A 13,195-nucleotide genomic window follows, 5' to 3' on the forward strand; every position below is an offset into this window, starting at 1 on the left:
CTAGGAACGGTGGCGACGGACCGCTCCGACCAGCGCCCAGACCGTGACGAGCACGATGATCGCGACGATCACCCAGATGGGAACCCCTCCCAAGCCCTTGTAGGCGAGACCGATGCGGTCTGTCGCAGCCTGCATGTCCGCCATGCCCTCCATGGAACCCCTCCCCGGCGAGTCGGAACCGGCTCAGCCGGTCGTGCTGCCGAACAGCCGAGTGCCCCCTTCACCCACCGCCATACAGGCCGCCCGGGTTCGGGGGTCTCACCCCTCCGCGATCACCACGGCCGACGCCACCCCCGCGTCATGGCTGAGCGACACATGCCACGACCGCACCCCGAGAACGGCGGCCCGCGCGGCCACGGTCCCGGTCACCCGCAGCCGGGGCTGCCCACTGTCCTCGACGTACACCTCGGCGTCGGTCCAGTGCAGCCCGGCCGGCGCCCCGAGGGCTTTGGCGAGCGCCTCCTTGGCGGCGAAGCGGGCGGCGAGCGAGGCCACGCCCCGACGCTCGCCGCTGGGCAGCAACAGCTCGCTGTCCAGGAACAACCGCCGGGCCATCCCCGGCGTACGCTCCAGCGACGCCGCGAACCGCTCGATCTCGGCAACGTCGATACCGACCCCGATGATGCTCATCCGCGCACTCTACGATCCGCCCGACACCCCGGGGCCCGGCTCTCCGGTCACGAGCCGGCACGGGGATGCCGTCACCGGGGCACCGGGTCACCGGGGCCGGTGAGACGGTGCGACCGCCTCTCGGCGAAAAAGATCATTGAGATGGCAACCTTTCCGCTCCGAGCGGCCACATAGGGCTGTACCGACGAGGGCGAGCCGTGGTCAGCGGCGCTACGCCCTCTGTGTCACCACCCGATCGGAGCTCCACAAGTGTCATCAGACGACCCGAGATCCGCCGAGCAGCCGATGCCTCGGGGTCGCACGCCCCGCCGTAGCCGGATGCGCCGGCGCCTTCTCGCGGGGGCGGTGGCGGTGCTCGCCGCCTCGGCCGGTGTCGGCGCCCTGGCGCCCAGCGCGGACGCCGCCTCGACCGTCGGCATCCGTGTGGATGCCGGTACCTCCTTGGGCACGGTGCCCAGCAGCGGTGCCGGCATCAACACGGGCGTCGGCGACGAGCACATGGGGGACGCCAAGGTGTCATCGCTGATGAAGGCCGCGGGAGTTCGACAGCTTCGCTATCCCGGCGGCTCCGGCGCGGACGACTTCCACTGGAAGACCCACACCATGGGCAACGGCGGCTGGATCGTACCCAACACCGACTTCGACAGCTTCATGGCCACCGCGAAGAAGGTCGGCGCCCAGCCGATCCTGACCGCGAACTACGGCTCCGGCACCCCCCAGGAGGCCGCCGACTGGGTCAAGTACGCCAACGTCGACAAGGGTTACGGCGTGAAGTACTGGGAGATCGGCAACGAGGTCTACGGCAACGGGCACTACAGCAACGGCAAGGGCTGGGAAACCGACAACCACGCCGACAAGAGCCCGAAGGAGTACGGGAAGAACCTGGTCGCCTACGCGAAGGCGATGAAGGCCGTGGACCCGAAGGTGAAGATCGGAGCGGTGCTCACCACCCCCGGCTTCTGGCCGGACAAGGAAAAGGCTCCCGGTGACAGCGCCGACTGGAACAACACGGTGCTCTCCATCGCGGGACGCTCGATCGACTTCGTCATCGTCCACTGGTATCCGGGCGGCAAAACCACGGCCGACCTGCTGAACACCCCCTCCCGGATCACCGGTGTCAGGTCCTCGTTGCGCTCGCTGATCGCCAAGTACGCGGGCTCGCGAGCCGCTTCGGTGGAGATCGCGGTCACCGAGACCGACACCGCCTTCTCGCCCGCCCTGACCAGCCAGGCCTCGGCCCTGTTCGCACCGGACACCTACATGACCTGGTTCGAGCAGGGTGCCACCCACGTGGACTGGTGGAACCTGCACAACGGCTCGGGCGACGCACCCACCACCGTCAACGGCCAGACCGACTACCAGGACGGGGGTGTGCTCTCCGCCGGAACCTGCGCCGGGGGGAAGTGTGAACCGCCGCGCGAGACGCCCTTCCCCACCTACTGGGGCATCCGCTCGCTGACCGCACTGGCGCGGCCCGGCGACACCATGGTCAAGTCGTCCTCGGGCAACTCTTCGGTCGCCGTGCACGCGGTGCGGAGCGGCAACGGCGCTCTGAACGTCATGCTGATCAACAAGAGCCCGCAGAACGCGGCGCAGGTGTCGCTCTCGTACGCCGGATTCACCCCGGCCGCAGGGGCGGTCACGACCGTTTCGTATGCCAAGGGAGGCACCGCCCTGAAGACGGCGAAGCGGGGCACGGCGGTCGCACAGACGCTGCCGCCGTACTCGATCACGACTCTTCAGCTGAAGTCCGCGTCGGGGACCACCGCTGACAAGCCGTCGCCCGCCCCCACGCCGACCGCTCCCGCGCCGGTTGTCTCCGCCACCGGCACGACCGGGACCCGTGCGCAGGGGGAGATCGGCGCACTCGTCGGCCGGCCGACCCCGAGCAGCACGTCCGGCGGCCTGGCTTCCACCGGGGCGAGCAGCGCTGTCACGTACAGCGCCTTCGGTGGCCTGCTGGTCATCGCTGCCGGCGGCGTGCTGGTGCTTCGCGGACGTCGCCGCAAGGCTTTGCACGGGAAGTGAGACCGCGTGAGTGACTGACGGCCCGGCAGCAACGCCACCCACCCGTGGCGTGCGCGCCGGGCCGTCGGCCTCACGGATCCCATCCGGACGTATGGAGTACGTTCACCCTTTCGAGCGGCGTATCTGTCGAGCAAAGGAAACCCGGATGACCAGCACGGCCACCCGTTACCTCTATCTCGCCCGGCACGGGGAGGCGTTGCCTGACGAGAGCGGGCTGACGGAGGCGGGCCGACAGCAGGCGACACTGCTCGGTCGGCGCCTTCAGGGCATCCCCTTCACAGCCCTCCATCACGGTCCGCTCCCGCGGGCGGAACAGACCGCCCGCCTGGTCGGCGAGCAATTGAAGAACGTCCCCGCACGCATCTCGGAGGTCGCGGGCGACTACGTCCCCTACGTGCCCCCGAGGGACGAACTCCCCGCCGAATCAGCGGACTTCTACCTTCAATTCCTCGCCGACACCACCGACGAGGAGCGGGAGCAGGGTGCCGCGCTGGCCCACCGGGCGCTGGACCTGTTCACCGGCCCGGTGGCCGGCGAGGAGGACCGGCACGACCTGGTCATCACCCACAACTTCCTCGTCGCCTGGCTCGTCCGGGACGCCATGCACGCGCCGAAGTGGCGCTGGCTCGGCCTCAACCACGGCAACGCGGCGCTCACGGTCATCCGGTACGCGCCCGGCCGCCCCGCCTCCGTCCTCGTCTCCAACGACATGCGGCACCTGCCCGCCGAACTGCGCTGGACAGGCTTCCCTCCCGAGCTGCAGATCTGAACGCCCCGGCCGTGCCTACGGGTGCGTGTCCGTGATCGCGATGACCTCGTCGAGACGGTCCAGGGCAGCCTGCAGGTCGTCGACCTTGGCCTGGATGCGGTCCCGCTCGGCGCGCAGCATGGCTCGCTGGTCGACGTCGGTGTGCCCGGAGACCCAGCACGGAAGGAGTTCCATGATCCTTCGGCTGGTCAGGCCGGCGGCGAACATCTGCTGGAAGAAACGGACCAGGGTAACGGCATCCTGCCGGTAGAGGCGCTGGCCGGACGGGCTGCGCTCCGCGATGAGCAGCCCCTGCTGCTCGTAGTAGCGCACGGCGCGTACCGAGACCCCGGCGCCCCGCGCCACCTCTCCGATGCGGATCAGCCGCTCGGTCGCGGCGTCTGTGGCGGTCATGGTGAATCCCCTCATCGCGGCCCTGAAGACCCGCACTTGCCTCTGACGTTAACGTCAGGTTTTAGCGTACCGGGCATGGACATCAACAACTCAGTTGCCCTTGTCACCGGAGCCAACCGCGGCCTGGGCCGCGCCTTCACCCAGCGCCTGCTCGAACGGGGCGCCCGCAAGGTCTACGCAACAGCCCGCCGGCCCGAGACCGTGGACCTGCCCGGGGTCGAGGTATTGCCCCTCGACATCGCCGATCCCGCATCCGTGAGGGCCGCCGCCGAGGCCGCCCCGGATGTCTCGCTGCTCATCAACAACGCCGGGATCCAGACGGGGACCGACCTGGTGACCGGTTCGCTGGACGCGGTGCGGCGCGAGCTGGAGACCAACACGTTCGGCCACCTGGCAATGATCCGGGAGTTCGCGCCGACGCTCGCCAGGAACGGCGGGGGCGCCATCGTCAACATCCTCTCCGCCATGTCGTGGTTCGGGGGCAGCGGCGCCAATGCCTACCACCTGACCAAGGCCGCCGCCTGGGCCATGACCAACGGCGTCCGCCTGGAACTCGCCGAGCAGGGCACGCTCGTGACAGCCGTGCACCTGGGCCTGGCCGACACCGACATGGCCGCGGGCTGGCCCGTGGCCAAGCTCGCGCCGTCGGACCTGGCCGACGCGGCGCTCGACGGTGTCGAGGCGGGCTCCGCCGAGGTCCTCGCCGACCAGTGGAGCCGGGACGTCAAGTCCCGGCTGCCGCTGACGCCGGAAGAATTCAACGCCGCGATGGACCGCGCCCTGGCGGCACTGACGACGACCTGAGCCAGGTGTGCCCGGCGGGTGGAGGAGTTCTCGATCCGCCCGCCGGTGCCGATGCACTGGCGCTGATCAACGAGCTACGCCGTGGCCAGGTCACACCACACGAGCTTCCCCCGGTTGCCGTTCCTCGCCAGCGGATGCCATCCCCACAGGTCGGCGCAGGCGCGGACCATCGCCAGCCCCCGCCCCGCCTCCAGCTCGGTGATCGCCTCCAACTCCCCCGGCGGTTCGGGCGGTTCCGGGTCCGCGTCCCACGCCCCGATCCGCAGCACCCCCGCCGACCACCGCACCCGCAACGCGGCCGGCCCCTTCGTGTGACGTACGGCGTTCGAGACCAGCTCCGCCGCGAGCAGTTCGGCGGTGTCGGTCAGGCGGATCAGGCCGTGCATCGGGAGGATCAGGCGGAGGGTGCGGCGGGCGACGGTGACGGCTCGGACGTCGTTCGGGATGTACAGCGTGTACTCCCAGGGTTCGCTTTCGGGCATGCGTGAACTCCGTCTCGGTGGTGGGGGGTTGGGCGCGGTTGCAGTGTCGCGGCCGTCATGGCGGGACGGGGCGGTGCGCTTCCGCAGAGTGCGCGCTATGTCACCGACGGTAGGGCTTTCATGTAATACATGGCAAGCGAGTCGCGTAATCTGCCCCCGAACGAGCCACCCGGGCAGGCATGTTGATCCGAGGAGCAACCGATGGTCCTGAGGCGCGAACCAACTGCGCGTCACCTGCGCCTGGGGGTCGAGCTACGCAGGCTCCGCGAGGGGGCCGGGCTCACCACCATCGAGGCAGCGGCGCTGCTCGGGGCGAACCGGGTCCAGATCACCCAGATCGAATCCGGACTCGCAGGAGTGAGCGACGAACGGGTACGCCGCCTCGCATCCCACTACGACTGCACGGACCAGGAGTTCATCGACGCCCTGGCAGTGATGGCCACCGACCGGACACGCGGCTGGTGGGAGGAGTACCGGGGGCACCTGCCCACCTCGTTCCTCGACCTCGCCGAACTGGAGCACCACGCCACCTTCCTGCACGAGGTGGCGATCCTGTACGTGCCGGGGCTATTGCAGACCGAGGACTACGCCCGCGCCGTCTTCTCGGCCAGAGTGCCTGAACTCACCGACGACGAGCTCCAGTTGCGCGTGCGGCATCGTATGAGGCGTCAACAGAGCAGCGTTACCTACGAGTCGGTGATCCATGAGTCGGCCCTGCGCATCAGGGTCAGTGACCGGGCCGCCTGTCGGGCACAGCTCCTCAGACTTCTGGAACTCTCCGAAGCGGACAACATCACCATCCGTGCCATCCCCTTCGACCTGGACGGCTTCGCCTCGGCCGCCAGCACCATGACGTACGCAGGCGGCCCCGTTCCCAAGCTGGACACCGTGGTGCGCGACGTACCCCATGGCTCGGCCTTCATCGACTCCGAGGCACAACTCACCGCCTTTCGAACGCGCTTCCGTAAGGTGGAAGCCGTATCACTCGACCCCGGACAGTCGCGTGACTTCATCAACCGGCTGGCGAAAGAGCTGTGAGGCCCATGGACAACTGGCGGAAGTCGTCCTATTCAGGTCCCGACGACGGCAACAACTGCGTCGAGATCTCAACCCGCCCCACCCACATAGCCGTTCGCGACTCCAAGACCCCCAGCACCGCCACCCTCACCTTCCCGCCCGCCCCCTTCTCCGCCTTCCTCGACGCCCTCAAGAGCACTTCCATAACTCGGTAACCCCGCGTAACCCCTCCTGCTAGCCTGCGCAGCACCGCGTATCGACAAGGCCAGGGGGACCGTCGTATGGGCGAAAGTGCTGTCGGCGGGACACCACCACCGGTGACCGACCCGTTCGACGCGGTGCCCGGACTCGCGCCGCTGCGCAGCGCCGCGTGGGACGGTGACTGGGCGGCCACGCGGGCCTTCTTCGAGGAGATCACGTCCACCGCCGACGTCTCCTTCGCGGCGACGCTCCTCGCCGGGATCGAGCGGACCGAGTGGTTCCTGGAGAAGGCCGTGAAGGACCGGCCCACCGACCCGCTCCCCCGCACGCTGCTCGCCGAGCGGTACATCCACCTCGGCCGGCTCGCCCGCGGCCGCGGGCACGGTGAGGACGTCCCGTGGGATCAGGCCGAGCTGTTCCACGACTGGCTGCGCAAGGCGGAACGGCTGCTGATCGAGGTGTGTGCGGAGCATCCGTCGTACGTCCCCGCGTGGACCGCCCGGCTGGCGACCGCACGTGGGCTGGTACTGGGACAGTCCGAGGCCCGGCGGCGCTACGACCGGCTGGCGGAGCACGACGCGCACCACGTCGTCGCGCAGTCCCGGTTGCTGCAGCAGCTGTGCCCCAAGTGGGGCGGTTCGTGGGAGGCCGCGCACGCCTTCGCCGAGCAGTGCGGGGGCGTCCTGGTCGCCGAGGCGCACATCGAGCACTTCATCGATCTGGAAGGCGCCCGGGCCACGGAGTACCTGCGGGACATCTCGGTCCGCGACGAACTGCGCCGCGCCGCCCGCGCGTCCGTCCTGCACCCCGACCACCGCCGTGACTGGCACTGGACCGGCGACCACAGCACCTTCGCCCTGGCCTTCTGTCTCGGCGGCCATCTCGCCGACGCCGCCCCGCACTTCGCCGCCCTGGGCGACACGGCCTCCGAGTCCTTCTGGCGGTACCTGCCCGACTGGAAGAGCCGGTTCACACAGGACCGCACGGCCGCACTCGCGACGCTCTGAAGCCCGAAGGAATCGACGCCCCCATGACCACGCACGACGACACGACCGCCGCAGACCTCGACTCGCCGAACGCCCTCGACGCCCTCGGCGTTCTCGACGGCGTGGTCAGCCACACCACCGTCCAGGGCATCCCCACCCTCTTCGCCCCGCGCCCCGGCGAGATCACCGCCGGTCTCTTCTTCCGCGTGGGCCACGCCGACGAGACCCTGCCCACGGCCGGCCTCACCCACCTCGTCGAGCATCTCGCCCTGCACCGCCTGGGCCTGTCCGACCTGCACTACAACGGCGCCACGGCGGACAGCTTCACCCTCTTCCACGTCAGCGGCGACGAGGACGAGGTCGTCACGTATCTCAACAGCGTCTGCGCGGCGCTGGGCGACCTCCCGATGGACCGGCTGGAGACGGAGAAGGAGATCCTGCGCACCGAGGCGGGCAGCCGCGGGAAGGGCCCCATGTCCCAGATGCCGCTCTGGCGTTACGGCGCCGAGGGTTACGGCCTGTCCAGCTACGACGAACTCGGCACCTGGAGCCTGACGGCCGACCAGGTGCGCCACTGGGCCAGGACCCGGTTCACCCGCGACAACGCGGTCCTGTGGCTCACCGGCGACCGCGTCCCGGACGGCCTGGACCTCACCCTGCCCGCCGGCCGCCGCCTGCCCGCCCCGGCCGCGACCAGCGCGCTGCCCGTCACGCCCGCCTATCTCCGCGGCGACGACGGCCACCTCGTCTTCACCTCCGTACTGCGCCGCTCCACCGCGGCCGCCGTGTTCGCCGAGGTCCTGGGCCGCGCCCTCTTCCAGGACCTGCGTCAGAAGGGCGGCTACTCGTACTCCGCGGAGGCCGACTACTCCCCGCGCGACGCCGACTCCGCCACCCTCACCGCGTACGCCGACGCGCTGCCGCAGAAGCAGGACGCGGTGGTCGGCGGGTTCGTCGACACCTTCGCCCGGCTGCGCGCCGGCCGTATCGAGCAGGCCGAACTGGACTCCGCGCGCGGGAAGTTGCTCAAGCGCTACGACGTCCCCGATCTCGGCGCGTCCCTGCTGCCGTCGTACGCGCTCAGCCTGCTGACCGGCCACCGGATCCTGACCCCCGAGCAGCACCGGGACGAACTCAGGGCGGTCGGCGTCGACGACCTGCGCGAGGTCGCCCGCGAGGCGTGGGACGGCGGGCTGCTCCAGGTGCCGACCAAGGGCGCCGACTGGGCGGGGCTCACCCCCGCTCCCCGCTTCTCGCCGTCCGGGGTCTCCGGCACCCTGCACCCGTCCCTGGAGGACGAGGACGTCACGCTGCTCATCGGGGAGGCGGGCGTGACGCTGTCGACGCCGGGCGGCCTGGTCACCGTGCGGTACGACGCCTGCGCCGCGATGACCACGTATCCCGACGGAGCCCGGCGCCTCATCGGCCTCGACGGCTTCCGCGTGGACGTGGAGCCGACCCTGTTCGGGGACGTCACGGCCGAGCGGATCGCCGTACTGGACAAGGCCGTTCCGGCCGCCGCCCTCGTCCCCCTCCCGGCCCGCCCGGCGGCGGAGATCCCCCAGCCGCGCGAACGGAAGGCCCCCGCCCCGCGGACCCCGGCGGACGAGTCGAAGCAGACGGAAGGCCCGAAGAGGACCGGGCGTGTGACGGGCCACTTCGTGCTCGTGACCGCGCTGGCCACGCTGTGGCCCGTGCTCCTCGTCACCCTTCTCGTCAACGGAATCCAGCACCCCTCGATCAGATTGCCTGTGATCGCCGGATGGGTGCTGGAGTTCTGGCTGATCCGCGCCGCCCGCAACCTGTACAGGACCGGGCAGCCGACTACTCCACAGTGACCGACTTCGCCAGGTTCCGGGGCTGGTCCACCTCGTTGCCCCGGGCGGTCGCCAGCTCACAGGCGAACACCTGCAACGGCACCGTGGCCACCAGCGGTTGCAGCAGCGTCGGCGTTGCGGGGATCCGGATCAGATGGTCGGCGTACGGCACCACCGCCTCGTCCCCCTCCTCCGCGATCACGATCGTGCGGGCGCCCCTGGCCCGGATCTCCTGGATGTTGGACACGATCTTGTCGTGGATCACCGACCGCCCCCGGGGTGACGGCACGACCACCACGACCGGCAGATCCTCCTCGATGAGAGCGATCGGCCCGTGCTTCAACTCCCCCGCCGCGAAGCCCTCGGCGTGCATGTAGGCGAGTTCCTTGAGCTTCAGCGCACCCTCCAGCGCCACCGGATACCCGACGTGCCGCCCGAGGAACAGCACCGTGTTCTTGTCGGCCAGCGACCGCGCCAGCGCCCGCACCGGCTCCATCGTCTCCAGCACCCGTTCGACCTCGCAGGAGATCTGCGACAGGTCCCGGATGACGGCGGAGATCTCGTCGCCCCACTTGGTGCCGCGCACCTGCCCCAGGTACAGCGCCACCAGGTAACACGCCACGAGCTGCGTCAGGAACGCCTTCGTCGACGCCACGGCGACCTCGGGCCCCGCATGCGTGTACAGCACCGCGTCCGACTCCCGGGGGATCGTCGACCCGTTGGTGTTGCAGATCGCCAGCACCTTGGAACCCTGCTCACGGGCGTGCCGCAGCGCCATCAGGGTGTCCATGGTCTCCCCGGACTGGGAGATGGCGATGACGAGGGACCGCGCGCCGAGGATCGGGTCCCGGTACCGGAACTCACTCGCCAGCTCCACCTCGCACGGGATCCGGGTCCAGTGCTCGATGGCGTACTTGGCGATGAGCCCCGCGTGGAAGGCCGTACCGCAGGCCACGATGACGACCTTGTCGACCTCCCGCAGCTCGGCGTCGGAGATCCTGACCTCGTCCAGCGTCAGGGAGCCGGCCGCGTCGATACGACCGAGCAGCGTGTCGGCGACCGCCTTCGGCTGCTCGGCGATCTCCTTGAGCATGAAGTAGTCGTAGCCGCCCTTCTCGGCGGCGGAGGCGTCCCAGTCGACGTGATACGAGCGGACCTCGGCGGGCAGGCCGTCGAAGCCGGTGACGGTCACCGCGTCCCTGCGCAGCTCCACGACCTGGTCCTGGCCGAGCTCGATCGCCGAGCGCGTGTGGGCGATGAACGCGGAGACGTCGGAGGCGAGAAAGGCCTCCCCCTCCCCCACACCCACCACCAGCGGCGAGTTCCGCCGCGCCCCCACGACGACGCCCGGCGCGTCCGCATGCACCGCGACCAGCGTGAACGCCCCCTCCAGCCGCCTGCACACCAGCCGCATCGCGTCCGCGAGGTCGGCCGTCACCGAGAACTCCTCGGCGAGCAGATGCGCGACGACCTCGGTGTCGGTCTCCGAGACCAGCGCGTGCCCCCGCTCCTCCAGCTCGGCCCGCAGCAGGGCGAAGTTCTCGATGATCCCGTTGTGGACGACCGACACCCGGCCCGCGTTGTCCAGATGCGGATGCGCGTTCGCGTCCGTCGGCCCGCCGTGTGTGGCCCACCGCGTGTGCCCGATCCCGGTGGGCCCCGCCGGCAACGGCCGGTCCACCAGCTCCTTCTCCAGATTGACCAGCTTCCCGGCCTTCTTGGCCGCCGCCAGCCCGCCGTCCGCCAGCACGGCGACACCGGCCGAGTCGTACCCCCGGTACTCCAGCCGCTTCAGCCCGGCCATCACGACATCGAGCGCCGACTGCGACCCCACGTATCCCACGATTCCGCACATGCGCGGCAGCCTAGGGGCCGAAGCCCGCCGGAACACGGCACTTCGTGCCCGATTCCGGATATTCGGGCACCGGTCGGAACGAGCCGGTGAGTCCAGGTGGGCCGCAGGACGGTCGCGCCGGCGTTCGAGTCGGTATGGCCGGCGCCTTTCCGCCCGGCCGGAGAGACATTGACCGGCCTTGGTACATCGGTACAGCGGTTATTGTCGACCATCCACAGGCGAGGGCCGCCCAAGCCTTGGTCGATGCGTTACAGCCAGGGCATCGCGCCCTACTGTCGTCGACATGACGGAGCCTGTTCCGAAGACGCACATACACGAGAACTCCCTGGGCGCGGCGCGCCTGATCGCTCTGTCCGACGGCATATACGCCATCGCGATGACACTGCTCGTCATCAACGTGGCGGTCCCCGCACATCTGGACGATGCCGCATTCCACAAGGCCCTGAGCGATGCGCTGCCCAGCCTGGGCGCCTTCACACTCAGCTTCACCCTCATCGCCGGATTCTGGCGTGACCACCGCCGTATCCTCACCGCACTGCCCATCGAGACGGCCGTGGTCACCCGCCTGATCCTCCTCGGTCTCGGCCTGGTCGCGCTGCTGCCCTTCCCCACCGGGCTCCTGGCCGAGTACGCCTCTCAGCCCGAAGCCGTCGCCCTCTACGCGGGTGCCATGGCGGCGATCCATGCGGTGCACACAACCCTGCTGCTGCTCACGCAACGCCAGGTGCACCCCTCGCCCGCGTCATCCGCCGCTGTGGCCCGCCGTCGCTTCACCGCCCAACTCGGTTCCAGCGTTCTGATCTTTGGTCTCTCCATTCCCATGGCCTTCGTCAACACGGAAGCCGCCATGTGGTTCTGGCTCACGCTCATCCCTGCTCACTGGGCCCTCGGCCGACAGCGACGTCGACTTCCGCACCAGTGAGTCCCCGGCCGGGCTCAATCCGTCGCAGCCGGCCCGCCAGGGGGAGTCATTTCTCACCTACGAAATCGGGTCCCCCACCTACGCCGCAAGTGGCCGGCCGACCGGTTCGAGGACTTCCCCGGCTCGCTCGACAGGGACGAACAGCCCGCCGCCTACCTCTTCCGCTGCCGCCTCTGCGCGACCCACCTCGCCTACGCCGACTTCACCTGACCTCACCGAAACAGGTCGCTCACAGCCCGACGTGACCGACCCCACCCCCCACCCCGTTCAAACTCCGTTAACAATGGACTGTGATCTCTCCGGTCTCCCCGATGCCCCGGAGCGCCCACCGGCACAAGCCGGAGGCGACTCCTTACGTCGATCTCACCCGCTCCGAGTGGAGCGCGCTGCGGGAGAAGACGCCGTTGCCGCTCACCGCCGACGAGGTGGAAAAGCTGCGCGGTCTCGGTGACGTCATCGACCTCGACGAGGTGCGGGACATCTACCTCCCGCTGTCCCGGCTCCTCAACCTGTACGTCGGTGCCACGGACGGCCTCAGAGGCGCCCTGAACACCTTCCTGGGCGAACAGGGCTCCCAGTCGGGCACACCGTTCGTCATAGGCGTCGCGGGATCGGTCGCCGTGGGCAAGTCGACCGTCGCCCGTCTCCTCCAGGCGCTCCTGTCCCGCTGGCCCGAGCACCCCCGCGTGGAGCTGGTGACGACCGACGGCTTCCTGCTGCCCACCAGGGAGCTCCAGGCCCGCGGGCTCATGTCGCGCAAGGGCTTCCCGGAGTCGTACGACCGCCGCGCGCTGACCCGTTTCGTCGCCGACATCAAGGCGGGCAAGGACGAGGTCACCGCCCCCGTCTACTCCCACCTGATCTACGACATCGTCCCGGACCAGCGGCTCTCGGTCCGCCGCCCCGACATCCTCATCGTCGAGGGCCTCAACGTCCTGCAGCCCGCCCTCCCCGGCACCGACGGCCGCACCCGCGTCGGTCTCGCCGACTACTTCGACTTCAGCGTGTACGTCGACGCGAGCGCCGAGGACATCGAGCGCTGGTACCTCAACCGCTTCCGCAAGCTCCGCGCGACGGCCTTCAAGGACCCCGAGTCGTACTTCCGCAAGTACACCCAGGTCTCGGAGGAGGAGGCCGTCGACTACGCGCGCACCCTCTGGCGCACCATCAACAAGCCCAACCTGGTGGAGAACATCGCCCCCACCCGGGGCCGCGCCACCCTCGTCATCCGCAAGGGCCAGGACCACAAGGTGCGCAAGCTGAGCCTCCGCAAACTCTGAGGAGCGGCGCC

Annotated in this window: 15 protein-coding genes; 10 read left to right on the forward strand and 5 right to left on the reverse strand. The window is 69.7% G+C overall.

Annotated features, from left to right (window positions below):
- Both ACZ48Z_RS03950 and ACZ48Z_RS03955 read right to left on the reverse strand, forming a co-directional pair.
- Positions 1–135: a hypothetical protein gene (locus ACZ48Z_RS03950; RefSeq protein ID WP_468734196.1), complete on the reverse strand. Its 135-nt coding sequence runs from the start codon at positions 133–135 to the stop codon at positions 1–3.
- 123 nt (positions 136–258) lie between these two features.
- Positions 259–630, reverse strand: coding sequence for a holo-ACP synthase (locus ACZ48Z_RS03955; protein WP_468734197.1), 372 nt, complete (start codon positions 628–630; stop codon positions 259–261).
- 318 nt (positions 631–948) lie between these two features.
- Between ACZ48Z_RS03955 and ACZ48Z_RS03960 the strand changes: the two genes are divergently transcribed.
- Together ACZ48Z_RS03960 and ACZ48Z_RS03965 are read left to right on the forward strand one after the other, a co-directional pair.
- The gene (locus ACZ48Z_RS03960; protein WP_468734198.1) at positions 949–2,658 is read left to right on the forward strand and encodes an LPXTG cell wall anchor domain-containing protein; all 1,710 of its coding nucleotides are present in this window, start codon (positions 949–951) and stop codon (positions 2,656–2,658) included.
- 145 nt (positions 2,659–2,803) lie between these two features.
- Positions 2,804–3,427 (forward strand): histidine phosphatase family protein, encoded by a 624-nt coding sequence (locus tag ACZ48Z_RS03965; protein ID WP_468734199.1) that lies wholly within the window; start codon positions 2,804–2,806, stop codon positions 3,425–3,427.
- A gap of 15 nt (positions 3,428–3,442) precedes the next feature.
- Here ACZ48Z_RS03965 and ACZ48Z_RS03970 read toward each other — a convergent pair whose 3' ends face one another.
- The gene (locus ACZ48Z_RS03970; RefSeq protein ID WP_468734200.1) at positions 3,443–3,820 is read right to left on the reverse strand and encodes a MerR family transcriptional regulator; all 378 of its coding nucleotides are present in this window, start codon (positions 3,818–3,820) and stop codon (positions 3,443–3,445) included.
- A 75-nt stretch (positions 3,821–3,895) separates the two neighbouring features.
- On the opposite strand from ACZ48Z_RS03970, the gene ACZ48Z_RS03975 reads away from it, so the two are divergent.
- Complete coding sequence (locus tag ACZ48Z_RS03975) at positions 3,896–4,624, forward strand: SDR family oxidoreductase (RefSeq protein ID WP_468734201.1); 729 nt, start codon at positions 3,896–3,898, stop codon at positions 4,622–4,624.
- 74 nt (positions 4,625–4,698) lie between these two features.
- On the opposite strand, the gene ACZ48Z_RS03980 is transcribed toward ACZ48Z_RS03975, so the two are convergent.
- Entirely contained in the window at positions 4,699–5,106 is a 408-nt protein-coding gene (locus ACZ48Z_RS03980) for an ATP-binding protein (RefSeq protein WP_468734202.1), read from the reverse strand.
- 201 nt (positions 5,107–5,307) lie between these two features.
- On the opposite strand from ACZ48Z_RS03980, the gene ACZ48Z_RS03985 reads away from it, so the two are divergent.
- The 4 genes from ACZ48Z_RS03985 to ACZ48Z_RS04000 all read left to right on the forward strand — a co-directional run bounded on the left by ACZ48Z_RS03985 (position 5,308) and on the right by ACZ48Z_RS04000 (position 9,148).
- Positions 5,308–6,144 (forward strand): helix-turn-helix domain-containing protein, encoded by an 837-nt coding sequence (locus ACZ48Z_RS03985; protein WP_468734203.1) that lies wholly within the window; start codon positions 5,308–5,310, stop codon positions 6,142–6,144.
- 5 nt (positions 6,145–6,149) lie between these two features.
- Complete coding sequence (locus ACZ48Z_RS03990; RefSeq protein WP_468734204.1) at positions 6,150–6,338, forward strand: DUF397 domain-containing protein; 189 nt, start codon at positions 6,150–6,152, stop codon at positions 6,336–6,338.
- Between the two features lie 66 nt (positions 6,339–6,404).
- The gene (locus ACZ48Z_RS03995) at positions 6,405–7,331 is read left to right on the forward strand and encodes a hypothetical protein (RefSeq protein WP_468734205.1); all 927 of its coding nucleotides are present in this window, start codon (positions 6,405–6,407) and stop codon (positions 7,329–7,331) included.
- A 23-nt stretch (positions 7,332–7,354) separates the two neighbouring features.
- Positions 7,355–9,148, forward strand: a complete 1,794-nt coding sequence (locus ACZ48Z_RS04000; RefSeq protein ID WP_468734206.1) for a M16 family metallopeptidase — start codon at positions 7,355–7,357, stop codon at positions 9,146–9,148.
- On the opposite strand, the gene glmS is transcribed toward ACZ48Z_RS04000, so the two are convergent.
- Positions 9,135–10,982, reverse strand: a complete 1,848-nt coding sequence (glmS, locus tag ACZ48Z_RS04005) for a glutamine--fructose-6-phosphate transaminase (isomerizing) (protein ID WP_468734207.1) — start codon at positions 10,980–10,982, stop codon at positions 9,135–9,137. The genes ACZ48Z_RS04000 and glmS overlap by 14 nt on opposite strands.
- A gap of 283 nt (positions 10,983–11,265) precedes the next feature.
- Between glmS and ACZ48Z_RS04010 the strand changes: the two genes are divergently transcribed.
- The 3 genes from ACZ48Z_RS04010 (at position 11,266) to coaA (ending at position 13,184) form a co-directional block, all read left to right on the forward strand.
- Positions 11,266–11,904, forward strand: coding sequence for a TMEM175 family protein (locus ACZ48Z_RS04010; RefSeq protein WP_468734208.1), 639 nt, complete (start codon positions 11,266–11,268; stop codon positions 11,902–11,904).
- Between the two features lie 48 nt (positions 11,905–11,952).
- A complete protein-coding gene (locus ACZ48Z_RS04015; RefSeq protein ID WP_468734466.1) occupies positions 11,953–12,114 on the forward strand; it encodes a CbrC family protein in 162 nt (53 codons plus the stop codon).
- A gap of 101 nt (positions 12,115–12,215) precedes the next feature.
- Positions 12,216–13,184, forward strand: a complete 969-nt coding sequence (coaA, locus tag ACZ48Z_RS04020; RefSeq protein WP_468734209.1) for a type I pantothenate kinase — start codon at positions 12,216–12,218, stop codon at positions 13,182–13,184.
- Positions 13,185–13,195: the final 11 nt, after the last annotated feature.

It is taken from the genome of Streptomyces sp. NPDC031225, assembly GCF_055570355.1.